This window comes from Variovorax sp. Varisp46 (genome assembly GCF_059491885.1).
Genome location: NZ_CP168515.1, coordinates 5076239 through 5102701, shown reverse-complemented (window position 1 = coordinate 5102701; position 26463 = coordinate 5076239). Strand labels below are relative to the sequence as shown.

The 26463-nt window shown below is 68.2% G+C and carries 26 protein-coding genes; 24 read left to right on the top strand and 2 right to left on the bottom strand.

The window, feature by feature from the left end:
• Nucleotides 1–13 precede the first annotated feature (13 nt).
• The gene (locus ACEN9N_RS24220; protein WP_007828578.1) at nucleotides 14–490 is read right to left on the bottom strand and encodes an FKBP-type peptidyl-prolyl cis-trans isomerase; all 477 of its coding nucleotides are present in this window, start codon (nucleotides 488–490) and stop codon (nucleotides 14–16) included.
• A gap of 40 nt (nucleotides 491–530) precedes the next feature.
• Entirely contained in the window at nucleotides 531–1457 is a 927-nt protein-coding gene (locus ACEN9N_RS24215; RefSeq protein ID WP_495654701.1) for a LysR family transcriptional regulator, read from the bottom strand.
• Between the two features lie 87 nt (nucleotides 1458–1544).
• On the opposite strand from ACEN9N_RS24215, the gene ACEN9N_RS24210 reads away from it, so the two are divergent.
• From ACEN9N_RS24210 to ACEN9N_RS24095, 24 genes are all read left to right on the top strand, one after another.
• The gene (locus ACEN9N_RS24210) at nucleotides 1545–1943 is read left to right on the top strand and encodes a DoxX family protein (RefSeq protein ID WP_495654700.1); all 399 of its coding nucleotides are present in this window, start codon (nucleotides 1545–1547) and stop codon (nucleotides 1941–1943) included.
• Nucleotides 1944–1996: 53 nt separating this feature from the next.
• Nucleotides 1997–2851 (top strand): pirin family protein, encoded by an 855-nt coding sequence (locus ACEN9N_RS24205; protein ID WP_495654699.1) that lies wholly within the window; start codon nucleotides 1997–1999, stop codon nucleotides 2849–2851.
• 275 nt (nucleotides 2852–3126) lie between these two features.
• A complete protein-coding gene (locus ACEN9N_RS24200) occupies nucleotides 3127–3918 on the top strand; it encodes a class II aldolase/adducin family protein (protein ID WP_413314153.1) in 792 nt (263 codons plus the stop codon).
• 70 nt (nucleotides 3919–3988) lie between these two features.
• Nucleotides 3989–5557: an ABC transporter substrate-binding protein gene (locus ACEN9N_RS24195; protein WP_495654698.1), complete on the top strand. Its 1569-nt coding sequence runs from the start codon at nucleotides 3989–3991 to the stop codon at nucleotides 5555–5557.
• A gap of 20 nt (nucleotides 5558–5577) precedes the next feature.
• Entirely contained in the window at nucleotides 5578–6552 is a 975-nt protein-coding gene (locus tag ACEN9N_RS24190; protein WP_495654697.1) for an ABC transporter permease, read from the top strand.
• Entirely contained in the window at nucleotides 6549–7400 is an 852-nt protein-coding gene (locus ACEN9N_RS24185) for an ABC transporter permease (protein WP_495654696.1), read from the top strand. The genes ACEN9N_RS24190 and ACEN9N_RS24185 overlap by 4 nt, the downstream gene beginning before the upstream one ends.
• A gap of 3 nt (nucleotides 7401–7403) precedes the next feature.
• Nucleotides 7404–9056, top strand: coding sequence for an ABC transporter ATP-binding protein (locus tag ACEN9N_RS24180; RefSeq protein ID WP_495654695.1), 1653 nt, complete (start codon nucleotides 7404–7406; stop codon nucleotides 9054–9056).
• Nucleotides 9056–9994, top strand: a complete 939-nt coding sequence (locus ACEN9N_RS24175) for a 2-hydroxyacid dehydrogenase (RefSeq protein ID WP_495654694.1) — start codon at nucleotides 9056–9058, stop codon at nucleotides 9992–9994. Before ACEN9N_RS24180 ends, ACEN9N_RS24175 begins: the two co-directional genes overlap by 1 nt.
• A gap of 36 nt (nucleotides 9995–10030) precedes the next feature.
• Nucleotides 10031–11425 (top strand): aspartate aminotransferase family protein, encoded by a 1395-nt coding sequence (locus ACEN9N_RS24170; RefSeq protein WP_495654693.1) that lies wholly within the window; start codon nucleotides 10031–10033, stop codon nucleotides 11423–11425.
• Nucleotides 11422–12339 (top strand): DMT family transporter, encoded by a 918-nt coding sequence (locus ACEN9N_RS24165; protein WP_413314163.1) that lies wholly within the window; start codon nucleotides 11422–11424, stop codon nucleotides 12337–12339. Before ACEN9N_RS24170 ends, ACEN9N_RS24165 begins: the two co-directional genes overlap by 4 nt.
• A gap of 13 nt (nucleotides 12340–12352) precedes the next feature.
• On the top strand, nucleotides 12353–13087 hold the full coding sequence (locus ACEN9N_RS24160) for a GntR family transcriptional regulator (RefSeq protein ID WP_413314164.1): 735 nt from the start codon (nucleotides 12353–12355) through the stop codon (nucleotides 13085–13087).
• Nucleotides 13084–14112: a histone deacetylase family protein gene (locus ACEN9N_RS24155; protein WP_495654692.1), complete on the top strand. Its 1029-nt coding sequence runs from the start codon at nucleotides 13084–13086 to the stop codon at nucleotides 14110–14112. Before ACEN9N_RS24160 ends, ACEN9N_RS24155 begins: the two co-directional genes overlap by 4 nt.
• Nucleotides 14109–15188 carry a phosphotransferase gene (locus ACEN9N_RS24150; protein WP_495654691.1) on the top strand — a complete coding sequence of 360 codons (1080 nt, stop codon included), beginning with the start codon at nucleotides 14109–14111 and terminating at the stop codon, nucleotides 15186–15188. Before ACEN9N_RS24155 ends, ACEN9N_RS24150 begins: the two co-directional genes overlap by 4 nt.
• Complete coding sequence (locus ACEN9N_RS24145) at nucleotides 15181–16452, top strand: aspartate aminotransferase family protein (RefSeq protein ID WP_495654690.1); 1272 nt, start codon at nucleotides 15181–15183, stop codon at nucleotides 16450–16452. Before ACEN9N_RS24150 ends, ACEN9N_RS24145 begins: the two co-directional genes overlap by 8 nt.
• A 71-nt stretch (nucleotides 16453–16523) precedes the next feature.
• Complete coding sequence (locus tag ACEN9N_RS24140) at nucleotides 16524–17729, top strand: M20 aminoacylase family protein (protein WP_495654689.1); 1206 nt, start codon at nucleotides 16524–16526, stop codon at nucleotides 17727–17729.
• A 22-nt stretch (nucleotides 17730–17751) separates the two neighbouring features.
• Entirely contained in the window at nucleotides 17752–18750 is a 999-nt protein-coding gene (locus ACEN9N_RS24135) for a tripartite tricarboxylate transporter substrate-binding protein (protein WP_413314173.1), read from the top strand.
• A gap of 120 nt (nucleotides 18751–18870) precedes the next feature.
• Complete coding sequence (locus tag ACEN9N_RS24130; RefSeq protein WP_413314174.1) at nucleotides 18871–19395, top strand: helix-turn-helix domain-containing protein; 525 nt, start codon at nucleotides 18871–18873, stop codon at nucleotides 19393–19395.
• On the top strand, nucleotides 19395–20711 hold the full coding sequence (locus tag ACEN9N_RS24125; RefSeq protein ID WP_413314175.1) for a type II toxin-antitoxin system HipA family toxin: 1317 nt from the start codon (nucleotides 19395–19397) through the stop codon (nucleotides 20709–20711). The genes ACEN9N_RS24130 and ACEN9N_RS24125 overlap by 1 nt, the downstream gene beginning before the upstream one ends.
• A 65-nt stretch (nucleotides 20712–20776) precedes the next feature.
• Nucleotides 20777–21691: a dihydrodipicolinate synthase family protein gene (locus ACEN9N_RS24120; RefSeq protein WP_413314176.1), complete on the top strand. Its 915-nt coding sequence runs from the start codon at nucleotides 20777–20779 to the stop codon at nucleotides 21689–21691.
• A 38-nt stretch (nucleotides 21692–21729) separates the two neighbouring features.
• The gene (locus ACEN9N_RS24115; RefSeq protein WP_495654688.1) at nucleotides 21730–22863 is read left to right on the top strand and encodes a branched-chain amino acid ABC transporter substrate-binding protein; all 1134 of its coding nucleotides are present in this window, start codon (nucleotides 21730–21732) and stop codon (nucleotides 22861–22863) included.
• Between the two features lie 14 nt (nucleotides 22864–22877).
• Nucleotides 22878–23813: a 4-hydroxyproline epimerase gene (locus ACEN9N_RS24110; protein ID WP_007828631.1), complete on the top strand. Its 936-nt coding sequence runs from the start codon at nucleotides 22878–22880 to the stop codon at nucleotides 23811–23813.
• A gap of 11 nt (nucleotides 23814–23824) precedes the next feature.
• Entirely contained in the window at nucleotides 23825–24928 is a 1104-nt protein-coding gene (locus tag ACEN9N_RS24105) for an NAD(P)/FAD-dependent oxidoreductase (RefSeq protein WP_007828632.1), read from the top strand.
• Nucleotides 24925–25173, top strand: a complete 249-nt coding sequence (locus ACEN9N_RS24100; protein ID WP_413332580.1) for a (2Fe-2S)-binding protein — start codon at nucleotides 24925–24927, stop codon at nucleotides 25171–25173. Before ACEN9N_RS24105 ends, ACEN9N_RS24100 begins: the two co-directional genes overlap by 4 nt.
• Nucleotides 25170–26447 carry an FAD-dependent oxidoreductase gene (locus ACEN9N_RS24095; RefSeq protein ID WP_495654687.1) on the top strand — a complete coding sequence of 426 codons (1278 nt, stop codon included), beginning with the start codon at nucleotides 25170–25172 and terminating at the stop codon, nucleotides 26445–26447. The genes ACEN9N_RS24100 and ACEN9N_RS24095 overlap by 4 nt, the downstream gene beginning before the upstream one ends.
• Nucleotides 26448–26463 lie beyond the last annotated feature (16 nt).

Here is a 26463-nt window from a genome sequence, read left to right as displayed (position 1 = left end):
GCGCCTCTCGGGTTCAGTGATGGTGCCCGTGCGCCCCATGCACATGCCGGTGCTCGATTTCCACCGGCAGCGCCGTGCGCACGTCCGTCACCTGCAGGCTGAACTTCAGCGCCTTGCCGGCCCACGGATGGTTGCCGTCGAGCAGCACGACCGGGCCCTTGATCTTGGTGACCGTGAAGACATGCTCGCGCCCATCGTCGAGCCGGCCCTGCAGCTGCCCGCCCACCTTCACGCCCGGCGGAAAGTCGGTCTTGGGAATGCTGCGCACCAGCGTTTCGTCGCGCTGGCCGAAGGCGTCTTCGGGCGCGAGGTTCAGCACGGTCTGGTAACCCTTTTCCTTGCCATCGAGCGCTTCCTCGATCTTCGGCAGCGTGTTCTCGTACCCGCCATGCAGGTAGGCCATGGGCTCGGGGCTGGCTTCGATGAGCTTGCCCTGGGCGTCGGAGACCTTGTACTTGATGGTGACGACGGTGTCTTTTTCGATTTTCATGGGGTGGCATTTTCAGTGGAAACGAAAAAGGCGCCAGCGCTCAGGCCTTCCGTGGAGGCGGTGGCTCCTGCAGCACGTCGATCTGGTCGAGCTTGCCGATCACCAGGTCGATGAACGCCGACACCGCCAGCGGCAGGTGCTTGCGGCTCGGATACACCACACTGAGCCCTCGCCCGGTGTACCGGTACTGCGGCAGCACGCGCACCAGCCGTCCCTCCTGTTCGTCGCGCGTCGCCATCGCCGGCGGCAGCTGCGCGATGCCCAGCCCGGCCAGCGCCGCCTTGCGCAGCGCCTGCGCCGTATTGCCGGTGAATCGCCCGGTGACCTGCACTTCTTCCTCGACCCCATCGGGTCCCGCAAGGCGCCAGGTGGTGGTGCCGGCAGCGTGCGGCGGTGTCACGCAGTCGTGGTTCGCGAGGTCCTGCAGGTTCCGGGGCTCGCCGCGCCGCGCGATGTAGTCGGGACTTGCCAGCAGGCCGCCGCTGCGCGTTGCCAGCCGCCGGCCGATGTAGCCCGAATCGCGCAGCACGCCGCCCCGGAAGGCCACGTCGATCCGCTCCGCGATGAGGTCTGCGCTCGCATCGCTGAGCACGAAGTCGAGCTTGACCAGCGGATGCGCCGCCAGAAAGTCCGAGACCCATTCCATCGGGAAGAAATCGAAGAAATCCGCCGGCGCGGCCACGCGCACGAGGCCGCTGGGCTCCTGCCCTCCGGCGACCAGCGCCTGCCCGGCCGCCACCAGCCCGTCGATCGACCCCGCGCACTGGTCATGAAACTCCCGCCCGGCGCTGGTCAGCGTCAGCTTGCGGGTCGAGCGCTGCATCAGCCGCGTGCCGAGCTGCGATTCGAGCTGCTGGATGCGCCGGCTCACGGTGTTCGGCGGCAGGCCCTGCCGCCGGGCCGCTTCGGCGAAGCTGCCGTGGCGCACCACCTGCACGAACAAGGCGATGTCGTTGAGGTCGAGCATGATGGACTGATTCCTTCGATCTGTGGACGAGTGCAATCCGACTGTAGCGTCTAGTCGATCAATGGGGGCGTACCTAACCTTGTGCCCATGACTTCCACATCACTTCCTTCTCCCTCCTCCACCCCGGTGCAGCGCCGCATCGTCTGGGGCGTCCGCATCTTTCTGGCGCTGGCTTTCGGCGCCGCGGGCGCCGCCAAGCTGGCCGGTGCGCAGCAGATGGTCCAGGTGTTCGACGCGATCGGCTTCGGCCAGTGGTTCCGCTACCTGACCGGACTGGTCGAGGTCGGCGGGGCATTGCTGCTGCTCGTACCCGCGACCGGCTTTCTCGGCGGCCTGCTGTTGGCCGCGACCATGGTCTGCGCCGTGGCCACGCACCTGGGGCTGATCGGCGGCAACCCCGCGCCGGCGGTGGTGTTGGGGCTGCTGTCGGGCTTCGTCGCCTGGCGCACGTGGCCCGCGTCCCGGCCGGCTGCCGCGGTCGCCTGACCCCTTTCTTCCATATGGTTTTGGAGCACCCCATGCACACAGAGGCATTTCCAATGAGCACCACCATCGACACCCGGGCCCGCGCCATCGTCTACCGCACGCGCGGCTCGCGCCATGGCGGCATCACGCGGCTGATGAGCCCCGGCGACCTGGGCGAATTCCTCAAGCCCTTCGTGTTTCTCGATCTCTTCGGCTTCGACGTCACGGACGGCCACAAGGGCTTCGGCCTGCACCCGCACTCGGGCATCGCCACGCTGACCTGGCTGATGGAGGGCGACACGCTGTATGAAGACACGACCGGCGAGCAAGGCACGCTGCTCGGCGGCGGCGTCGAGTGGATGCGCGCCGGCAACGGCGTATGGCACACGGGCGCACCCGCGCCGGGCGTGGAGCGCGTGCGCGGTTTCCAGCTTTGGGTGGCGCTGCCGGCCTCGGAAGAGAACGCACCGGCGCAGAGCATGTACCTCGCGCCCTCGCAGGTGCCGAAGGAAGGCCCGGCGCGCGTGCTGCTCGGGCGCTACGGCGCGGCGCAGAGCGCGATTGCCGCGCCGGCGTCGATGAACTACCTGGCCGTGGAGCTGAAGGACGGCGAGCGTTGGCGCTACACGCCGCCCGCGGGCCACACGGTGGGCTGGGTCGCGGTCAACGTCGGCGGGCTCGAAGCGGACGACGGCACGGGCGGTCCGATCGTCGCCGGCGAACTCGCGGTCTTCGAAGAGTCCGCCGAGGCCATCGACTTCGTGGCCCGTGGCGATACGGCCTTCGTGTTGGGCTCGGCCGTGAAGCATCCGCACGAACTGGTGATGGGCCACTACTCGGTGCACACCAGCAAGGCGGCGCTCGACCAGGGCGAGGCCGAGATCCGGCGCATCGGCGCGCGGCTGCGCGCAGAAGGCCGCCTGCCCTAGCACTTCATCGGTGCGCCTGGGCGCACCACTGACATATCCAGCCACGCCGGCCGCGCGCATCTTCGGGTGCGCGCGGCCGGCGTTTTGGCGCTCCGCTTCCCTCGTGGCGCCGCTTTTCCCGCCTCCAAGGACGACGACCGAGGGCTTACCCCATAACTCGGGCCCGCATATTGCTTAAGACTGTCGTCGGTTGACTGTCGACAGTTTGCAGTCAACCCGATGAACCCCAAACAAGGGCTTGGCCTGCCAGCCAGGCCGGTGAAAAGGAACGCGATATGCAACTGCACGCAGTGGACCGCAAGGCCCCGCCGGTCTCCGACGCCGAGCGCCAGGTTCGACAGGACCTGGCCGCGGCCTACCGGCTGGTGGCGCACTACGGCATGGACGACAGCATCTACACGCACATCTCCGCGCGTGTGCCGGGCACCGAAGACCAGTTCCTGATCAACCCCTTCGGGATGCTGTTTCGCGACATCACGGCCTCGTCGCTGGTCAAGATCGACCTTGCGGGCCGCATCCTCGACGACTCGCCCTACGACGTGAACCCGGCCGGCTTCACCATCCACAGCGCGGTGCACGGGGCGCGCCACGACGCGGCCTGCGTGCTGCACACGCACACGGTGGCCGGCGTGGCGGTGTCGTCGCTGGCCGGCGGGCTGCAGCCCTGCAACCAGTGGGCGCTGCAGTTCTACCAGCGCGTGGTCTATCACGACTTCGAGGGCATCGCGCTCGACCCCGAGGAGCGCGAGCGCCTCGTGGCCGACCTCGGCCCGACGGCGCGCGCGCTCATCCTGCGCAACCACGGCCTGGTGACGTTGGGCCGCACGGTGTCGGAGGCCTTCATCCTGATGCTGAACCTGGAGCGCGCCTGCCGCGTGCAGGTGGCCATCGAGTCGAGCGGCCAGCCGGTCTACCCGGTGCCGGCCGAGGTCTGCGAGAAGACCGCGCAGCAATACGAAGCTGGCGGCGGCAGCCACCTGCCCGGCCAGGCCGACCCGAACGCGCGCGAATGGCGCGCGCTGCTGCAGCGCATCGAGCCCGCGCCGGCCACCTCGTTCCGCGACTGATCGCCCCGCTTTCCCCTCCCGTTCCCTGACCCTGTCCACCACCTCGAAAGAGCCAGAAGGAGTTCGCCCCATGAAACGTCGCAACCTCATCCAGATGGGTGCCGCCGCCACCGCCGGCCTGACGCTGGCCGGCGTTCCCCTGCACCTTCTGGCCGCGGGCAGGAAGGGCGGCACGATCAACGCCGTCGTCCAGCCCGAACCGCCGGGGCTGATGCTGGGGATCACGCAGAACGGCCCGACGCAGATGATCTCCGGCAACATCTACGAAGGCCTGCTGCGCTACGACGAGAAGATCACGCCGCTGCCTTCGCTGGCCACCGCGTGGACCGTCAACAAGGAAGGCACGCTCTACACCTTCAAGCTCAAGCCCGGCGTCACCTGGCACGACGGCAAGCCCTTCACCTCGGCCGACGTGGTGTTCTCCGCCGACGTGTTCCTGCGCAAGACGCACGCACGCCTGCGGGCCAACCTGGCTGCGGTGGAAAGCATCCGCGCGGTCGATCCGCTCACGGTCGAATTCAAGCTCAAGTACCCCTTCGGGCCCTTCATCGGCATCTTCGAGGTCGGCAGCATGCCGATGATCCCGAAGCACATCTACGAAGGCACCGACTTCGCGACCAACCCCGCCAACGCCACGCCCATCGGCACCGGGCCGTTCAAGTTCAAGGAGTGGGTCAAGGGCTCGTACATCCAGCTCGTGGCCAACGACAAGTACCACGTGAAAGACGTGCCGCTGGTCGACAGCGTCTACTTCCACGTCATTCCCGACGCGGCCTCGCGCGCCGCGGCCTTCGAATCGGGCAAGGTCGACCTGGTGCCCGGCGGCGCGGTCGAGTACTTCGACGTGCAGCGGCTGTCCAAGCTGCCGGGCGTTGCCGTCACCACCAAGGGCTGGGAGTTCTTCGCGCCGCATTCGTGGCTGTGGCTGAACAACCGCAAGGCGCCGATGGACAACGTCAAGTTCCGCCAGGCCGTGATGTTCGCCATCGACCGCGAGGCCATGGCCAAGATCGCGTGGCAGGGCTTTGCCAAGCCGGCGACGGGGCCGTTCAACAGCAACATCAAATTCCACAGCACCGACGTCGCCAAGTACCCGCGCAACGTTGAGACGGCCAAAAAGCTGCTGGCCGAATCGGGCTACAAGGGCGAGACGCTGCGGCTGCTGCCGCTGCCCTACGGCGAGACCTGGTCGCGGCAGGCCGAGATCCTGAAGCAGAACCTGGCCCAGGCCGGCATCAAGGTCGAGATGACCGCCACGGACGTGGCCGGCTGGAACCAGCGCCTGAACGACTGGGACTACGACCTCGCCTTCACCTACGTCTACCAGTACGGCGACCCGGCCCTGGGCGTGGCGCGCAACTACACCACCGCCAACATCGCCAAGGGCTCGCCTTTCAACAACGTCGAGGGCTACTCCAATCCCAAGATCGACGAGCTGTTCGATTCGGGCGCGCGCGAGACCGACCCCGAGAAGCGCAAGGCCATCTACCTGCAGGCGCAGAAGATCCTGCTCGACGAGGTGCCCGTGGCCTGGATGCTGGAGCTCAACTTCCCGACGCTCTATCGCACCAAGCTCAGCAACATCGTTAGCTCGGGCATCGGCCTGAACGACAGCCTCGGCAACGCAAGCGTCGGCTGAGTGCGTGGAGTGACGACCGAATGAAACGCACGCAATTCATGTTGACCCGCGTGCTGCAGGGCCTGGTGGCGATCCTGCTGATCGCGACGGTCAATTTCATGCTGGTGCGCGCCGCGCCGGGCGATCCGGTGTCGGTGCTGGCCGGCGAGGCCGGCGCGTCCGACCCGCAGTTCGTCGCGCAGCTGCGCGCGCAGTTCGGGCTCGACCAGCCGCTCTCGACGCAGCTCGCCACCTACGTCGGCAAGGTGGTGCGGCTCGACCTCGGCTACTCGTACCGCCAGCAGCAGCCGGTGCTCAAGCTCATCATGGACCGGCTGCCCGCCACGCTGCTGCTCACCGGCAGTGCCTTCGCGCTCTCGCTGCTGTTCGGCATCACGCTCGGTGCGCTGTCGGCGCGGCGTGCGGGCACTTGGGTCGACAGCGCCATCACCGTGGTGGCGCTGCTGTTCTATGCCACGCCGCTGTACTGGCTCGCGCTGATGGCGGTGCTGGTGTTCACGGTGCAGCTCGAATGGCTGCCGGGCTTCGGGCTCCTGACCGTGGGCTCGGGTGCCACCGGCTTCGCGCTGGCGCTCGACGTCGCGAAGCACCTGGTGCTGCCGGCGCTCACGCTCGCGCTGTTCTACATGGCCGTCTACGCACGCATGACGCGCGCCGCGATGCTCGAGGTGGCACAGATGGACTTCGTGAAGACCGCGCGCGCCAAGGGCGTGCGGCCCGGCCGCATCCTGCGCGCGCACGTGCTGCGCAATGCGCTGCTGCCGGTGGTCACGCTGGCGGGCATCCAGGCCGGCGGAATGATCGGCGGCGCCGTGCTCACCGAGACCGTGTTCGCCTGGCCCGGCATCGGCCGCCTGATGTTCGACGCGCTGCTGCAGCGCGACTACAGCCTGCTGCTCGGCGCCTTCCTGGTGACGGCCGCGATGGCCGTGCTCTTCAACCTCATCACCGACCTGGTCTACACCCTGGTCGATCCGCGGATCGAGCTGACATGACGACGATGCAAAGCGATTTCTGGCGGCGCTTTCGCCGCAACAAGGGCGCCGTGGCCGGCATGGTGGTGCTGCTGATCGTGGCAGCCGTTGCACTGCTCGGACCCTGGCTCGCCACCAACGACCCGTGGGCCATGGTCGAGCAGCCCTTCGTGCGCCCCTGGACCGAGCCCGGCTTCCTGCTGGGCACCGACACGCTGGGGCGCGACATCCTCGCAGGCCTGGTCTACGGCGCGCGCATTTCGCTCTTGATCGGCGTGGTGTCCACCATCGTGGCGCTGCTGATCGGCGTCGGCTTCGGCGCGGTGGCCGGCTACTTCGGCGGCTGGATCGATGCGGCGCTGATGCGCTTCACCGAGCTGTTCCAGGCCGTGCCGAGCTTCGCACTGGCCATCGTGCTGGTGGCGATCTTCGAGCCTTCGATCAAGTCCATCGTCGTGGCCATTGCCATCGTCTCGTGGCCGCCGGTGGCGCGCCTCGTGCGCAGCGAGTTCCTCACGCTGCGCCAGCGCGACTTCGTGCAGGCCGCGCTGCTCGCGGGGCAGTCGACGCCGCGCATCATCCTCACGCAGATATTGCCCAACGCCATGTCGCCCATCATCGTGATGGCCTCGCTGATGGTGGCCACCGCCATCCTGCTCGAAAGCAGCCTCAGCTTTCTGGGCCTGGGCGATCCGAACCAGATGAGCTGGGGCTACATGGTCGGCGCCGCGCGCACCGTGCTGCGCCAGGCCTGGTGGATGGCGCTGTTCCCGGGGCTGGCCATCGTACTGACCGTGCTTGCGCTCAACCTCGTGGGCGAGGGCCTGAGCGACGGGCTCAACACGCGGCTGCACGGAAGGGGCAAGTAAGAAATGAACGCCACCGTGACGCCCATGAAACCCCTGCACCCCGTGCTCGACATCGTCGACCTGAGCATCTCGCTGCCCCCGGGCGCCGACCGCGCGCTGGCCGTCGAAGGCGCCACGCTCTCGGTAATGCCGGGCCAGACGCTGTGCGTGGTCGGCGAGTCGGGCTCGGGCAAGTCGATGATCGCCAACGCCGTCATGGGCCTTCTGCCGCGCCCGCACGTGGCGCCGGTGGCGGGCCGCATCATGTTCGAGGGCCACGACCTGCTGCAGCTCACCGAGCCGCAGATGCGCGAGCTGCGCGGCCGGCGCATCGGCATGGTGTTCCAGGAGCCGATGACCGCGCTGAACCCTGTGATGCGCATCGGCGAGCAGATCGGCGAGGTGTTCGACGCGCACGGCAGCGTGCCCGCGGCCGAGAAGAGACGCCGCATCCTCGCGGCGCTGGCCGACGTGGGCCTGCCCGACCCCGAGCTGCTGATCGACGCCTACCCCTTCCGCCTCTCGGGCGGCCAGCGCCAGCGCGTGATGATCGCCTGCGCCCTGGTGCTGGAGCCCGTGCTGCTGATCGCCGACGAGCCGACCACCGCGCTCGACGTCACCACCCAGGCGCAGATCCTCGCGCTGGTGCGCGAGCTGCAGCAGCGCCGCGGCACGGCGGTGCTCTTCATCACGCACGACTTCGGCGTGGTCAGCGAAATCGCCGACCACGTGGTGGTCATGCAGACCGGCCACGTGGTCGAAAGCGGCCCGGCCGCGCAGGTGCTCGGCGCGCCGCAGCATCCCTACACGCGCAAGCTCATCGCCGCCATTCCCGACGGCCAGGCGCAGACCGTGCCGCACGACGACCTCACGCGCGTGCTGCAGGTGCAGGACTTGTGCAAGACCTACCGTTCGAGCGGCGGCCTGTTCAAGCGCGGCCGCGCGGTGCAGGCGGCCAAGGACATCAGCTTCGAGCTGCACCGCGGCGAAACGCTGGGTCTCGTGGGCGAATCGGGCTCGGGCAAGTCGAGCGTCGGGCGCTGCCTGGTGGGGCTCGCGCCTTTCGACAGCGGCCGCATCATCTTCAAGGGCCGTAATCTCGCGCAGGGCCGCAACTTCCGCAGCGCGGCGGCCGGCAAGATCCAGATGGTGTTCCAGGACCCGTATGCCTCGCTCAACCCGCGCCACCGCGTCGGCGCGGCCATCGCGGGCGGGCCGATCGCACAAGGCGTGGGCAAGGCCGAGGCGATGGCGCGTGCCATGGAACTGCTGCTGCTCGTGGGCCTGGGCGCCGATGCGGCGCAGCGCTATCCGCACGAGTTCTCGGGCGGGCAGCGCCAGCGCATCGGCATCGCCCGCGCACTCGCGATGCAGCCCGAGCTGCTGGTGGCCGACGAGCCGGTGTCGGCGCTCGACGTGTCGGTGCAAGCACAGGTGCTGGAGCTCTTCGCGCAGGTGCGTGCGCAGTTCCATCTCGCGATGGTCTTCATCACGCACGACCTGCGCGTGGCCGGCCAGATGTGCGACCGCATCGCGGTGATGCAGCGCGGCGAGTTGGTGGAATACGGCGAGACGCACAAGGTGCTCAACGATCCGCAGCACGCCTACACGCGCAAGCTGATCGACGCGGTGCCACGCCTCGCAGGGCAGGCCGATGTGTCTGCGAAGGTGGCCTGATGCCTTGCGTTGCGCTCTTGAGCGATGTGCTCGACATGCACTACCTTGCGCCCGCCTTTCGCCAGCACTGCCCCGGTATCGACCTGCGGCTGGGCGCCGACCTCGGCCCGCTCGAACAGATCGATGCGGCCGTCTGCTGGTATCCGCCGCACGGCCTGCTGGCGAGCTTGCCGCGGCTGCAGCTGGTGCAGTCGCTGGCCGCGGGCGTCGACCACATCACGGCCGACCGGCAACTGCCGCGCGCGCTGCCGCTTTGCCGCATCGTCGATCCGGAGATGGCCACGGGCATGAAGGCCTACGTGTGCTGGGCCGTGATCCAGCATCAGCGGCAGATGCCTGCGTACCTTGCGAGCGCGGCCATGGGGGCATGGCAGGAGCAGCCGATGAGCCCGCCGGGGCGCCACCGCGTTGGCATCGCGGGGCTCGGCACCCTGGGGCTGGCCTGTGCCGAGGCATTGGCCGCAATCGGCTATGCGGTGCGCGGCTGGAGCCGCAGTGCGAAGGCCGGCCTGCCGGCCGGTGTCGCGGGCTTCCATGGCGATGCGCAGCTCGATGAATTCCTCGCGGGCTGCGACACGCTGGTGTGCCTGCTGCCGCTCACGCCGCAGACGCAGGGCTTTCTGAGCGCAGACCTGTTCGCGCGGCTGCCGCGCGGCGCGCACCTGGTCAATGTCGGACGCGGTGCACACCTTGTCGAGGCCGACCTGCTGCGCGCGCTCGACAACGGCCAGTTGTCCGCCGCCACGCTCGATGCCTTCACGCAGGAGCCGCTGCCGGCCGACCACCCTTTCTGGGGCGACCCGCGCATCCTGGTCACGCCGCACATCGCCACCCGGACCGACACGTCGGTGATTGCGCAGCAGACACTGCACAACCTCGCGCTCATACGGCGCGGCGAGCGGCCGGGAACGGCTGTCGACCTCGACCGGGGCTACTGAGCCGCCCTCGCATTTCAAGACAACGGAGCAGGCCACATGAACGCATCCATCCCTACCGCCGCGTTGCAAGCAGCACATGCAGAGCGCGCCGCAAACGACATCGCGGCCCACCTGCACCCCTTCACCGACCTCGCGGCGCATCCGCAAGTCGACCCGCTCGTGATGGAGCGCGGCGACGGCATCTACGTGGAGGACGACCAGGGCCGGCGCTATCTGGAGGCCATGTCGGGTCTGTGGTGTGTTTCGCTGGGCTTCAGCAATGCGCGCCTTGCCAAGGCCGGCAGCGACGCGCTGCACACGCTGCCCTGCTATCACACCTTCAACCACCGCTCGAATGCGGCGGCCATTGCGCTGGCCGAGAAGCTGTTGTCGATGGCGCCGGTGCCGATGTCCAAGGTGTTCTTCGCCAACTCGGGTTCGGAGGCCAACGACACCGCCGTCAAGCTGGTCTGGTATTACCACAACGCCATCGGAAAGCCCGGCAAGAAGAAGATCATCGCGCGCCGCAACGCGTACCACGGCGTCACCGTGGCGGCGGCCAGCTTGAGCGGGCTGGTGCCCAACCACCGCGATTTCGACCTGCCGATCGACCGCGTGCTGCACGTCGATTGCCCGCATCACTACCGCTACGCCGAGCCCGGCGAAACCGAAGAGGCCTTCGCCACGCGGCTGGCCGATGCGCTCGAGCAGCGCATCCTTGCCGAAGGGCCCGACACGGTGGGTGCCTTCATCGCGGAACCGGTGATGGGCGCGGGCGGCGTGCTGGTGCCACCGGCCACCTATTTCGAAAAGGTGCAGGCGGTGCTGCGCAAGTACGAGGTGCTGTTGATCGCCGACGAGGTGATCTGCGGCTTCTGCCGTACCGGCGAGATGTTCGGCTCCACCACCTTCGGCCTGCAGCCCGACATCCTTACCGCGGCCAAGGCCCTGTCGTCGGGCTATGTGCCGATTTCGGCCGTCATGGTGTCCGAGCAGGTGCATGCGGCCGTGGCCGCCAACAGCGGAAAGATCGGCACCTTCGGCCACGGCTTCACCTACTCGGGCCATCCGGTGACTGCCGCGGTCGCGCTCGAAACGCTGCGCATCTACGAGGACGAGCAGGTGCTCGCGCATGTGCAGGCGGTGGCGCCGCAGTTCCAGGCCGGCCTGCGCCGCTACGCCGGCCATCCGCATGTGGGCGAGGTGCGCGGCGTGGGGTTGATCGGCGCGCTCGAACTTGCGGCCGATCCGGCGAAGCGCATGCCCTTCGATGCGGCGATGAAGGCCGGCGCACGGCTGGCCGAACTCGCGCTGCAGGAGGGCCTGATCGTGCGCGCCATGGGCGATGCCGTGGCCTTCTGTCCGCCGCTCATCATCACGCCCGCGCAGATCGACGAGATGTTCGAACGCTTCGATCGCGCGATGGTGCGCTTCGAGGCTTCGCTGGCGTGAACACCACCGCGAGCGCCGCAGTGCTGCTGCGCCCGCCGGGCTCCAGGAGCACCGGCGTTGCGCTGTTCTTCTGCGCGCTGGTGGCCTTCGCGAGCTACGACGCCTTCTGCAAGCACATGCTGCAGTTCTACCCCGCGCCTTTCGTCAACCTGATGCGCTACCTGTCGGTGATCTGCATTGCCTTCGCGATGCTGCTGCGCCACGGCGACTTGCGCATCTGGCGCGCGCCGCAGAAGAGGCTGCTGCTGTTGCGCGGCGTGATGCTCGCGACCGTGGCTACCTGCTTCATGACGGCGCTGATCTGGATGCCGCTGGCCGAAGCCACCGCCATCTACTTCACCGCACCGCTGCTCATGGTGGCGCTGTCGCCCTGGCTGGTGGGCGAGGCGGTGCAGCGCAGCCGCTGGGTGGCGGTGAGCGTGGGCTTCGCGGGCATGCTGCTGATCGTGCGGCCCGGCGGCAACCTGCCATGGGTGGGCACGATGCTGATGGCGGTGTCGGCCGTCTGCTATGCGATCTTCCAGCTGCTCACGCGCCGCCTTGCGGGGTGGGTCGCGAGCCCGGTGCAGTATGCGTACACGGCGCTGGTGTGCCTGGTCGTCACCGCCCTGCCCGCGCCCTTCTTTCTGCCGGCCGAGCGGCCCGCTGCCGGTGCGGTGTTGTTGCTGCTCGCGGGCGGTGCCTGCAGCGGGCTGGCGCAGTGGCTGCTGCTGGCCGCCTTCGAGCGCGTCGAGGCCGCGACGCTGGCACCGCTCAACTACTTCCAGCTGCTGCTCGCGGTGGTCTTCAGCACTTTCTGGTTCCACAGGCCGCCCGATGGGCTGGCGATGGCGGGCATTGCGCTGATCATGGCCGCGGGGGTCTACCTGGCACGGCGGCCAATCAAGAATAAGGCCCCGCTACCCCTCACATGACGAGACAAACACCATGGTTTTTTCTTCTTCCACCGCCGACAGCACCGGCTTCGAGTCCGTCGAGGCGCCCGACCTGGTCGGGCTGGTCGAAGCGCAGCTGACGCGCGCCATCGTCGAAGGGCGCCTCGCGCCCGGCAGCCGTATCGTCGAGGCCGAGATCGCGCGCCGCATGGGCGTGAGCCGCGCCCCCGTGCGCGAGGCCGCGCGCCGGCTCGAGCGCCAGGGCGTGCTGGTGGCGCGCCCGCGCCACGGCTTCGCGGTGCGCACCATCAGCGTCCAGGAAATCGACGACCTGTTCGAAGTGCGCCTGAGCCTGGAGATGACCTCGGTCGAGCTGGCCTGCCGCAAGGCCGACGACGCAGGGCTGCAGCGCCTGCGCACGCTGGTGGACGACATGGTGCGCGAGGCGCCCACGCAGCCGCAGCACGTGCGCATCGCGACCGACCTGGCCTTCCACACGCTGATCAGCGAGCTCTCGGGCAACGCGCACCTGCACCGCATCTTCTCGAACACCCAGACCGAGATGCAGATGATCATCGCGCTGATCGACGCGGTCTACCACGACCCCGAGACCATGGCCAACACGCACTACCCCATCGTCGATGCGCTGATGAGCCGCGACGTCGAGGCGTCACGCCTGGCCATGCGCGAACATCTCGACGACGCCTGGCAGCAGGTGCGCGCACTGTTCGTGAAGCAGCACGGCGACGTCGCCCTCACCACTTCCACGCAAGGACCCGCGAGATGAAGATCGTCTACAGCGACGCCCACAAGGACCACGACCCGCAGCTCTTCATGGTGCGCGGCCGCCTGAAGCGCAGCAACGAGCAGCCCGAGCGGGCCTTCCGCCTGCTGTCGGCGGTCGAGCACGATGGCCACGAGGTTGTCGCGGGCGAAGACTTCGGCGCCGGCCCGCGCGCCGCGATCCACACGCCGGAGTACCTGCGCTTCCTGGAGACGGCCTACGCGCGCTGGCGGCTGCTGGACGACCCGTCCGACGAGGTCATGCCCAACATCCATCCCTTTCCGGGCGAGCCCTGCACGTATCCGGAGAGTGTGGTCGGACAGGCGGGCTTCCACATGGGCGACAACGCGTGCTCCATCGGCCCGCACACCTGGGCTGCGGCCGTGGGCTCGGCCCACGTGGCCACCCACGCGGCGCAGCTCGTGCTGCAGGGCGAGCGCGCGGCCTATGCGCTGTGCCGTCCGCCGGGCCACCACGCCTATGCCGACCGGGCCAACGGCTTCTGCTACCTGAACAACACGGCCATCGCGGCGCAGCACTTGCGCGCGGCGCACGACCGCGTGGCGATCCTCGACATCGACGTGCACCACGGCAACGGCACGCAGGGCATCTTCTACCGCCGCGCCGACGTGCTGACGATCTCGCTGCACGGCGATCCGCGCAACTTCACGCCCTTCTTCACCGGCTATGCGCACGAGCGCGGCGAGGGCGCGGGCCTGGGCTACAACATCAACAAGCCGCTCGCGCTGGGCACCGACATCGACGGCTACCTGCCCGCGCTGCGCGATGCCTGCGAGAGCATCCGCGCCTTCGCGCCCGGCGCGCTGGTGGTGGCGCTGGGCCTCGACACGCATGAGCACGATCCCTACAGGGGCATGAAGATCACGACGCCCGGCTTCGCGCAACTGCTGGCCGAGATCGCGCGCCTGGGCCTGCCCACGGTGCTGGTGCAGGAAGGCGGCTACCTGTCGGACGACCTGGGCCCGAATCTCGCCAGCGCATTGCGCGGCTTCGCGAGCGCCGCATGACGGCAACGGCCGGGTTCGACGACGCGGAAGTCCTGAGCGAAGGCTCGCCCGAGCTCGACCCCGACTGGGTGCGCGCGTTCGCGCTGCGCCACTACGGCATCGAAGGCGAGATGCGGCCGCTGACCGGCGAGCGCGACCGCAATTACCGCCTTGAGTCCGCGCGGAGCGGCGAGCGCTTCATGCTCAAGATCTCGCACCCGTCTGAAACGCCGCTGGTGGCGGACTTTCAGACGCAGGCGCTGCTGCACATTGCAAGAGCCGATCCGGGGCTGCCCGTGCAGCGCATCGTGCCCACATGCGACGGCCAGCCTTCGTTGCTCTGCGATCCGGGCGACGGCCTGCCGCGCGTGGCACGGCTCTTCAGCTACCTGCCGGGCTTGCCCCTGCCCGAAGCGCCGCGTACTTCCGCGCAGCAACTGAACCTCGCGCGCGCGCTGGCCCGGCTCGACCTCGCGCTGCACGGCTTCGACCATCCGGCCGGCGCGCTTGCCCTGCCCTGGGACATCCAGCGCGCCGACAGCGTGCGTGGCCTGCTCGCGCACATCGCCGACCCGGCGCGGCGCGCGCTGGCCGAACGCTCGCTCGACCGCTTCGAGCGCGATGCAAAGCCGGTGCTGGCGGGCCTGCGCACACAGCCCATCCACAACGACTTCAACATCTACAACGTGCTGGTCGACCCCGCCGACACCGACCGCATTGCCGGCATCCTCGATTTCGGCGACATGGTGCGCGCGCCGCTAATCGACGACCTCGCAGTGGCCGCGGCCTACCAGCTCGATCCGGCGGGCGATGCGCTGGCCGGCATCGTGCCCTTCATTGCCGCGTACCACGCCGTGCTGCCGCTGACGCGCGAGGAGGTCGACGTGCTGTTCACGTTGATCACCGCGCGGCTCGTGATGGTGGTGGCCATCAGCGGCTGGCGCGCCGCGCGCCACCCCGACAACGCGGCCTACCTGCTGCGCAACAACCCGCTGTCGTGGGCCCGCCTGCAGGCCTGCGACCGCATCGGCAACGACGTCGCCGGTGCCGCGTTCCGGCGCGCTTGCGGCATGAACGAGGGTCACGAACATGCCTGAAGAATCGCTCCTGGAACGCCGCGCGCGGCTGCTCGGCCCGGCCTACCGCCTGTTCTACGAAGCACCGCTGCACCCGGTGCGCGGCGAGGGCGTGTGGCTCGCCGATGCCGATGGCCGGCGCCATCTCGATGCGTACAACAACGTTGCGTCGGTGGGCCATTGTCATCCGCACGTGGTGGAGGCGATTGCACGGCAGGCCAGCGTGCTCAACACCCACACGCGCTACCTGCACGAAGGCGTGCTCGACTACGCCGAGCGCCTGCTGGCCACCATGCCGCCCGCGCTCGGCCATGCGATGTTCACCTGCACCGGCAGCGAGGCCAACGACCTTGCGATGCGCATCGCCAAGGCCCATACGAAGGCCGAAGGGCTGATCGTCACGCGCTTCGCGTACCACGGCGTGACGGAGTCGATCGCGCAGGCCTCGCCTTCGCTCGGGCGCTTCGTGCAGCTCGGCAAGACGGTGCGCACCGTGCCGCCGCCCGACAGCTACCGCGTGCCGCCCGAAGACCAGGGAAGGGCTTTCGCCGCCGGCGTGCGCGCCGCCATCGCCGACCTGCAGGCGCATGGCATGCGGCCGGCCGCGCTGATGGTCGACACCGTGTTCTCGAGCGACGGCATCTTCACCGACCCGGCGGGCTTCCTGAACGAAGCGGTCGCCGCGATCCGCGAGGCCGGCGGGATCTTCATCGCCGACGAAGTACAGCCCGGCCTGGGCCGCACCGGCGATGCCTTCTGGGGCTTCATGCGCCACGAGAGTCTGGTGCCCGACATCGTGACCATGGGCAAGCCGCTGGGCAACGGCCATCCATTGGCTGGGCTGGCGGTGCAGCCGGAGGTGCTGGCCGCGTTCGGCCGCGAGTGCCGCTACTTCAACACCTTCGGCGGCAACCCGGTGTCGATGGCGGCCGGCATGGCGGTGCTCGACGTGATCGAGCGCGAAGGATTGATGGCCAATGCGCAGCGCGTGGGCCGCCATCTGCGCGCCGGACTCTCGAAGCTTGCCGAGCGCCACGAGTTGATCGGCGACGTGCGCGGCGCGGGCCTGTTCGTGGGCCTGGAGCTCGTGACAGACCGTCGCGCGCGCACGCCTGCCACGGCCGAGACCGTGCGCGTCGTCAACGGCCTGCGCGAGCGGCAGGTGCTGCTGAGCGCCACCGGCGAACACGCCAACACGCTGAAGATCCGTCCGCCGCTGGTGTTCTCCGAAGCCAATGCCGATCTGCTGATCGGCACGCTGGACGAAGTGCTGGCCGGGCTTTGACCCGCTGTCATGGCGGCAAACGCCGCCTTGCGCCAGAATCGTCCGCCTCCCACGACAGTGCCCTCGCCGCCATGAACATCGCCGATTCCTTCCTTGCCAACGCCGCCCGGTTCGTCGAGATCCGACGCGACATCCACGCCCACCCCGAACTCGGTTTCGAAGAGCATCGCACTTCCGAGAAGGTCGCGAACCTGCTGACCGGATGGGGCATCGAGGTGCACCGAGGCATCGCCGGCACGGGACTCGTCGGCGTGCTGCGCAAGGGCACGGGCTCGCGCACCATCGGCCTGCGCGCCGACATGGACGCACTGCCGCTGCACGAGGCCAACGAGTTCGCCCACAAGTCGACCAACCCCGGCCGCATGCACGCCTGCGGCCACGACGGCCACACCACCATGCTGCTGGCCGCCGCGTGGCACCTGTCGCAGCAAGGGCCCGACGACTTCGACGGCACGGTGCATTTCATCTTCCAGCCCGCCGAGGAGATGGGCAAGGCCGGCGCGAAGAAGATGATCGACGAAGGCCTGTTCGAGCGCTTTCCGTGCGACGCGGTCTTCGGGCTGCACAACTTCCCCGTCGGCGACGTGGGCCGCTTTGCGCTCAACGAAGGCGCGCTGATGGCGTCGAGCAACACGTACAAGATCACGCTGCGTGGACGCGGCACGCATGCCTCGATGCCGCACACCGGCATCGACCCGGTGGCCGCGGTGGTCACGCTGGCGCAGCAACTGCAGACCATCGTGGCGCGCACCATTCCCAGCACCGAGCGCGCACTGCTTGCAGTCACGCAGCTGCAGGGCTCGGATGCGCCGAACGTGATTCCCGATGTGGCGACGGCGGGCGGCACGATCCGCACCTTTTCCATCGAAGCCATCGACAAGCTCGAGGCGCGGCTGCGCGAAGTGGCGGCCGGCGTGGCGGCGGCGCATGGCTGCACGGCCGAGGTGTACTTCAACCGCTCCTCGCCGCCGACCGTGAACCATCCGGCCGAGGCGCGCTTTGCCGCCGGCGTGATGCGCGAGGTGGTTGGCGACGACATGGTCACCGACAACTTCCCCGCCGTGATGGGCGCCGAGGACTTCGCCCACATGCTGCTCGCGCGGCCCGGCTGCTACGCCTTCCTGGGCAACGGCGACGGCGATCACCGGCTCGACGGCCACGGGCCCGGCCCCTGCATCATTCACAACACCTCGTTCGACTTCAACGACGAGATCATCCCGATCGGTGCCAGCTACTTCGTGAAGCTGGTGCAGCGCTGGCTGTCGCCGGGCGGTTGAAGTTGTTCCCTTCCTGTTGACGATGATCAAGAAAGTGGCAACACAGATGACCTCCACCCCGCTCACCCGACGTTCGTTGACCGCGCTTGCTGCTGCGGCGGTGCTTGGTGCCATCGCACCGGCCCATGCACAGCAGCGCGTGATCCACATCGTCGTGCCCTTCGCCACCGGCGCGGTGCAGGACACAGTGGCGCGCGCCTTCAACAACGAACTGGGTGTGGCGCTTGGCACCAGCGCCATCGTCGAGAACCGCGCGGGCGCGGGCGGCACCGTGGGCGCGGCCCTGGTGGCGCGCGCGCCGGCCGACGGCAGCACGCTGGTCCTCGCGGCGGCGAGCCACAACATCGCGGGTTTTCTCTACAACAAGCTGAGCTACGACCCGCTGAAGGATTTCGTCGGCGTGGCCAACGTCGGCAACGCGGGCTATGTGCTGGCGGTGGCGAGCGGCATGAACGTGTCGACCACGGCCGACTTCATCAAGGAGGTCAAGGCCAACCCCGGCAAGTACAACTACGCCTCGGCCGGCAACGGCAGCGCGACGCACCTTGCGATGGCGTCGTTCCTTGCGAAGGCCGGGCTGCAGATGACGCACATCCCGACCAAGTCGACCGGCGAGGCCGTCAACGAGGTGCTCGCGGGCCGCGTGCAGGCGGTGATCTCGTCGAGCATCGGCGTGATCGGCTTCCAGGACGATGCGCGCATCAAGCTGCTCGCGTCCACCGGCCAGTCGCGCAGCCCCTTCCTGCCGAAGCTGCCGACGGTGGCCGAGAGCGGCCTGCCGGGCTACGCCTTCGATTCGTGGATCGGCTTGCTCGCGCCGGCCGGCACGCCCAAGGCGGAAGTCGAGCGCATCAACGTCGCGGCCAACAAGGTGCTGGCCGACCCGGCGATCCAGGAACGCTTCAAGCGCCTGGGCGTGGAGCCGCGCAGTCAGAGCGCGGAGGAGTTCCAGAAGCTGCTGCGCTCGGACTGGGATGCGATGGGGGCGGTGGTGAAGGCTTCGGGGGCGAAGATCGATTAGGCGTGAATTACAAGCTGAGCCTTGTTTTGGGTTATTAAAAGCCCAAGCTTGTAAGCTGTAAAAATACGCTAAAGCTTATATGTTGACAAAACAAGCTAGGGACGATATCTTGCTTGCAAGATGGACTTCCCCCTTCGCTTCGTCGACCAGCTACGGCCACACCTGAAGGCGCTGCGGAAAAAACGCGGCCTGACGCAGGCGCAAGCGGGTGCCCTCGTCGGCGTCAGCCAGGCCCGGATCGCAGAGATCGAGGCGAATCCCGGTGCCGTCGGTTTCGAGCAGTTGACGAAGCTGCTGTCGGTGCTGGGGGCGTCCTTCTACCTGCGGGAAGAAACACCTTCAAGCGGCGGCCCCCTGTACGCGATGGAGGAGCGCGTGAAGTACGAGCCTCCACAGGACACGGCCGTGAAAGTCCCGCCAGGGTGGGAAACCCGGAAGATGAGTGGCGGCTCCGTGCTGGTGACGCTGGCCCCCGGGGAGTCGGGCACTCCGGCGCCGCCATCGTTCGAGGACGCGGCGGCTCAGGTTCCATCGACCGCGCCGGGTGCATTGCTCCGGCTGCTTCAAGCGCTGAACCCGGGCATGGACGTCAAGCCGACATCGCGCCGCAGCTTCGTCATCCGGCCAAAGACAGGTTCCTGGTGATGCAGGCGCTGAATGCGTGGATGAACGGGGAACTGGTCGGCACCTGGTCTGTCGATCGCGACTCCCACACCTTCAGGTATCACCCCGGGTGGCTGGAATCGCCGCGACAGCGGTCGCTGTCGCTGTCGATTCCGATCAACAGCACGCTCGAAGTTCAGGGCGAGGTGGTCAGGAACTACTTCGACAACCTGCTGCCCGACAACATCGGGATCCGCGCGCGCCTGGGCCATCGTTTCAAGCTCAAGGACATCAGCACCTTCGACCTGCTCGAAGCCATCGGGCGCGACTGTGTCGGCGCCGTGCAGTTACTGCCTGAAGGCGCCGCGCCCGAAGGCTGGAAGACCATGAACTGCGAGCCTCTCGACGAAGAGGAAATCGCCGAGTTGCTGCGGGCCGTTCCGTCCGACGCCACCCCCGAAAGCATGCGCGACGAAGACCTGTTCCGCATCTCCCTTGCCGGTGCCCAGGAGAAGACCGCCCTGACCCGCTGGAACGGCGCGTGGTGCCGCCCGCACGGCGCCACGCCCACCACGCACATCATCAAGCTGCCGCTCGGGCTCATCGGCGGCTCCAGGCGCGTGGATGCGTCCAACTCGGTGCAGAACGAATGGGTTTGCGCGCAGATCGTCGAGGCGCTCGGCTTGCTTGTGGCGCCCACATCCATGGCGAGCTTCGGCGGCCAGACGGTCCTGATGGTGGAGCGCTTCGATCGCGAGTGGATGGACGGCGGCACATGGATCGCGCGCCTGCCGCAAGAAGATTTTTGCCAGGCCATGGGACTGCCGTCGAACGAAAAGTACGAGCAGCATGGAGGCCCCGGCATGCCCAGGTGCCTGCAGCTCCTGCAGGGAAGCCGCAGCGCTGACGACGGCACCCGGTTCCTGCTGACCCAACTGGCCTTCTTTCTTCTCGCCGGGACGGACGGCCACGCCAAGAACTTTTCAGTCCGCCTGTATCAGGGCGACGTCTACGACATGACGCCGCTCTACGACATCATTTCGATGTGGCCCTATTTCGGCAACGGGCCCAACCATTTCCAGCCGCGGCAGGCGGGCCTGGCCATGGCGGTTCGCTCCAAGAGCAAGCACTACGTTTTTCACACCATCCAGGCGCGCCATTGGCACCAGCTGGCAATGAAGAACGGTGGCATCGACGTGTGGAACGCCATGCTGGAGATGGTGGCGTCGCTCGACCAGGCATTGGGCGAAGTCGAAGCCCTGTTGCCCGGCGACTTTCCCGCGCGGACCTGGGAAGCCATTTCGCAGGGCATGCGAAGCGAAGCCGGGCGCTTCCTCGGGGGGATAGAAAAATCTTGACGATATATCCTTAATATATTTAAAGTGCGCCTGATTTCCACCGCACACCATCAGGAGCACCATCCGTGACCAATCCCCGCTGGCAAGGCATCTTCCCCGCCATCACCACCAAGTTCCACGCCGACGAGAGCATCGATGCCGAGGGCACGGCCCGGCACATCGACTTCCAGATCCGCAACGGCATCCACGGCCTCGTCACCTGCGGCTCGCTCGGCGAAGCCAGCACGCTGACGCTGGAAGAAAAGCTGCAGGTCGCGAAGATCGCGCTGGACGCCGCCGACGGCCGCATCCCGGTGCTGGCCAATGTGTCGGAAACCAGCACGCGCGAAGCGCTGCGCTACGTGGACGGCGCCAACAAGCTCGGGGTGGCCGGCTTCATGGTGATGCCCTCGGTGATCTACGTGGCCGACGCGCGCGAGGCGATGCTCAATGTGCGCACCATCGCCAACGCCGCGCAGAAACCCATCATGGTCTACAACAACCCGGTGGCCTACCGCGTCGACCTCAAGCCCGAGCACATGGTCGAGCTGGCCGACTGCGAGTGGATCGCCGCCATCAAGGAGAGCACCGACGACATCCGCCGCATCACCGACCTGCGCAACACGGTGGGCGAGCGCTATCAGCTGTTCCTGGGCGTGGACGACCTGGCCTACGAAGGCCTGGCCCTGGGCTGCGACGGCCTGCTGGCCGGCGTGGGTTGCGCGTTCCCGCGCGAGACCGTCGCGCTGTACGACCTGATGAAGGCCGGCAAGTTCGCCGAGGCGCTCAAGCTCTACCAGTGGATGACGCCGATGCTGCACCTCGACGTGTCGACCAAGCTCGTGCAGAACCTCAAGCTCATCGACGTGCTGGTCGGCGTGGGCAGCGAGCACATGCGCCGCCCGCGCCTGCCGCTCATCGGCGAGGAGCGCGCCTTCATCGAAGCCATCGTGAAGAAGGCGCTCGCCACGCGGCCTGCGCAGTACCAATCGGTTATGTAATACGCCCCTCTTTTCATTGTCCCAACCTAGGAAGAAGCATGAAGTCAAAAGCAAACATGGTTTCGTTTCTCGGCCTCGTGGCCATCGCCATCGCAGGTCAGGCACAAGCACAGGAGCAGGTGGTCAAGATCGGCCACAGCGGTCCGCTCTCGGGCCCCAATGCCTTCGCGGGCAAGGACAATGAAAACGGCGTGCGCCTCGCCGTCGAGGAACTCAACGCGAAAAAACTCAGCGTGGGCGGCAAGACGCTGAAGTTCGAGATGGTGTCGGAAGACGACCAGTGCGACGCCAAGACCGGTGTGAGCGTCGCGCAGAAGTTCGTGGACGACGGCGTCAAGTTCGTCATGGGCCCGTACTGCTCGGGCGTGGCCATTCCGGCGTCGCGCATCTACAGCGAAGGCGGCACCATGGTCTCCACGGTGGGCACCAACCCGAAGGTGACGCAGGGCGGTTACAAGAACCTCTACCGCATCATCGCGAGCGACAACCAGATCGGCTCCAGCATGGCCGTGTATGCGGCCAAGGTGCTGAAGGTGACGAAGGTCGGCGTGATCGACGACCGCACCGCCTTCGGCCAGGGCCTCGCCGAGGAGTTCACCAAGGAAGCGAAGAAGCAGGGCCTGACCGTGGTCGGCCAGGAGTTCACTACCGACAAGGCCGTGGACTTCACTGCCATCCTGACCAACATGAAGGCCAAGGCGCCCGAGGCTATCTTCTTTGGCGGCTATGCACCGCAGGCCGCGCCCATGGCGCGCCAGATGAAGCAGCTCGCCGTACCCGGCAAGCTGCTGGGCGGCGACACCGTGTGCAGCCCCGCCACCGGCAAGCTCGGCGGCGACGCAGTCAACGACCTCGTGTTCTGCGCGCAGGGCGGCTCCATCCTCGAGAAGGCGCAGAGCGGCCCGGCCTTCAAGGAGAAGTTCAAGAAGCGCTTCAACGTCGATCCTGACGCGTACGCAGCTTCGTACTACGACCAGGTGCTGTTCATCGGCGAGTCGATGAAGAAGGCCAATTCCATCGACCCCGACAAGGTGGGCGCCGAGCTTTACAAGACCACCTACAAGGGCGTGGCCGCAACCTATTCATACGACGACAAGGGCAATATGAAGCAGGCGCCCATCACCGTCTTCACTTTCAAGAACGCAGCGCCCGTTCCCCTCGCCAGCTATTGATCGGACCCAGCCACATGCAACGCATCCAGGTCATCGATTCGCACACGGGCGGCGAGCCCACACGCCTTGTGATTGGCGGGTTTCCCGATCTGGGCGGCGGCAGCATGGCCGAGCGTCGTGCGCTGCTGGCCGAGCGGCACGACAAGTGGCGCGCGGCGGCCGTGCTGGAGCCGCGCGGCAGCGACGTGGTGGTGGGGGCGCTGCTGTGCGAGCCGGTGTCGCCGGATGCGGCTGCCGGCGTGGTCTTCTTCAACAACGCCGGCTACATCGGCATGTGCGGCCACGGCACCATCGGGCTGGTCGCGAGCCTTGCGCACATGGGACGCATCGGCGTGGGCGAGCACCGCATCGAGACGCCTGTAGGTACGGTCACGACCACGCTGCACGAAGACGGCTCGGTGAGCGTGCGCAACGTGCCGGCCTACCGGCATCTGCACCAGGTGGCGGTCGAGCTGCCGGGCCACGGCACCGTGCGCGGCGACGTGGCCTGGGGCGGCAACTGGTTCTTCCTGGTGAGCGAGCACGGCCAGCGCGTGGCGAGCGACAACCTCGCGGCGCTGACCTCCTACACTTCTGTCTTGCGCCGCGCACTGGCGGCGCAGGGGATCACGGGCGCGGACGGCGCGGAGATCGATCACATCGAACTCTTTGCCAACGACGATGAAGGCGCGGACAGCCGCAACTTCGTGCTGTGCCCGGGCAACGCCTACGACCGCTCGCCTTGCGGCACCGGCACCAGCGCCAAGATCGCCTGCCTCGCGGCGGACGGCAAGCTCGCGCCGGGCGAAGTGTGGACGCAGGCCAGCGTGATCGGCAGCCGCTTCGAGGCCAGCTACGAGATGGCGGATGGCAAGGTCATTCCCACGCTGCGAGGCCGCGCGCACATCAGCGCGGAAGCCACGCTGCTGATCGAAGAAGACGATCCCTTCGGCTGGGGCATCCGGCTCTGACATCGGTCGGCATGGACGCGGATGTCATCGTCATCGGCGCCGGCATCGTCGGCGCGGCGTGCGCACAGGCGCTCGCACAGGCGGGGCGAAGGGTGCTGGTGCTCGATGCGGCCATCGGCGGTGCCACCGGCGCGGGCATGGGCCATCTCGTGGTGATGGACGACAACGCGGCCGAGCTCGAACTGAGCCGCCATTCGGTCGCGCAGTGGCGCGAGCTGGCGCCGCGCATGAGCGACGACTGCGCGTACAGCGCCTGCGGCACGCTCTGGATCGCCGCGAACGACGAAGAGATGGCGGAGGCCGAGCGCAAACAGCAGCGGCTGCGCGCGCATGGCATCGGCAGCCGGCTGCTCGATGCGCGCGAACTGGCAAGCGCGGAGCCCGCGCTGCGCAAGGGCCTGTCGGGCGCTCTCGAAGTGCCGGGCGACGGCATCCTCTATGCGCCGAACGCCGCACGCTGGCTGCTCACCCAGAACACGGAATCGATCCGCGTCGAGCATGCGAAGGTCGAGGCCATCGAAGACGACGGCACGTTGCGCCTCGCCGACGGCAGCCGCCGCACAGCGCCGCAGGTCGTGCTGGCCAACGGCATCCAGGCGACGACGCTGTGCCCCGAACTGCCGATCCGCCCGAAGAAGGGCCATCTGCTGGTCACTGACCGCTATCCGGGCACGGTGCATCACCAACTGGTCGAGCTCGGCTACGTGACCAGCGCGCACCACAGCGAGGGCGACTCGGTCGCCTTCAACGTGCAGCCACGGCCCACGGGGCAGCTGCTGGTCGGCTCGTCGCGCCAGTTCGACACGACGGACCCGGCGGTCGAGGCGCCGATGCTCGCGCGCATGCTCCAGCGCACGCTGGACTACCTGCCGGGGCTTGCGAACCTCAACGCGGTGCGCTCGTGGACCGGCATGCGCGCGGCCTCGCCCGACGGGCTTCCGCTGCTGGGCAAGCACCCGTGGCGCGAGAAGCTCTGGCTCGCTGTCGGACATGAAGGGCTCGGTGTGACCACCGCGCCGGGCAGCGCGCATCTGCTTGCTGCCTTGATGACCGGCGCGACCCCCGACTTCGATGCGGCGCCCTATGCGCCGCGCAGCCTCCGGGAGTTCGCATGAGCAGCCACACCCTGTTGAACATCGACGGCCGTCTGGTGCGCGTGAAGGCGGGCAGCTCGGTCGCCGCCGCGCTGCGCGTGGCCAGCGGCATGGGCGTGGCGCGCATTTCGGTCACGGGCCAGCCGCGCGCGCCGTTCTGCGGCATGGGCGTGTGCCAGGAATGCCGTGTGCTGGTCGATGGCCGGCGCAGGCTCGCCTGCCAGACGGTCTGCATCGAAGGCATGCGCGTGGAGACGACGGAATGACGACCGGCATGGCACAGGAAGAATGCGAGGTGCTCGTCGTCGGTGCAGGGCCGGCCGGCATGGCCGCCGCTGCGGCAGCTGCGCCCAGCGGCGCATCGATCGTCGTGATCGACGACAACCCCGTGCCCGGCGGACAGATCTGGCGCGACGGCCCCGGCGCGGCGTTGCCGCCTGCGGCGCGCAAATGGCGCGATGCGCTCGAGCGCCATGCCAACATCCGCGTGCGCAGCGGCACGCGCGTCGTCGCCGTGCCCTCGCCGCATGAACTGCTGCTCGAAGACGCCGAAGGCGCCACGCGCATGCGGTGGAAGAAGCTCATTCTCTGCACCGGTGCACGCGAACTTCTGCTGCCCTTCCCCGGGTGGACGCTGCCCGGCGTGACCGGCGCGGGCGGGCTGCAGGCGCTCGTCAAGGCGGGCATGCCGGTCGAGGGCGAACGCATCGTCATCGCGGGCAGCGGGCCGCTGCTGCTTGCCGCCGCAGCCACTGCGCGCGCAGCCGGAGCGAAGGTGCTGCGCATCGCGGAGCAGGCGTCGTTCGCCTCGGTCGCACGCTTCGGCGCCAGCCTCGCTCGCTGGCCCGGCAAGGCCGCGCAGGCGGTGACGTTGGCCGATCCGCAGTACCGCACTTCGTCGCGCATCGTCTCGGCGCACGGCGCGACGCAGGTCGAATCAGCGCGACTTCGCCAAGGCAGCAGCGAAATCGAGATTGCCTGCGACCGCATCGCCTGCGGTTTCGGCCTCACACCCAACACGCAGCTCGGGCAGCTGCTCGGCTGCGCGCTGAAGGCACAGGCCCTGTGGGTCGATGCCCTGCAAGCCACCAGCGTCCCCGGCATCCATGCAGCCGGCGAGTGCACCGGCTTCGGCGGCAGCGAACGTGCACTGGCGCAGGGCACGATCGCAGGCCATGCGGCCGTCGGCAACGAACACGCAGCCAAGGCGCACGAAGGCGAACGCGCCCGCTGGAACGCCTTCGCTGCGCAGCTGCACCGCAGCTTCGCGCTGGCGCCGGATATCAAGACGATGCCGCAGCCCGACACGCTCGTGTGCCGCTGCGAAGACGTTCCCTTCTCCGCGCTGGCAGGTTGCACCGGCTGGACCGACGCCAAGCTGCATCGCCGCTGCGGCATGGGTGCCTGCCAGGGCCGCGTCTGCGGCGACGCGGCGCATTTCCTCTTCGGATGGACGCCGCCCGTGCCGCGCCCGCCGCTGTCGCCGGCCCGCATCTCGACACTCGCAGGCTTGGCGAACGACGGCGACCCCCGACAATGACGCCGCCGCATCCGCA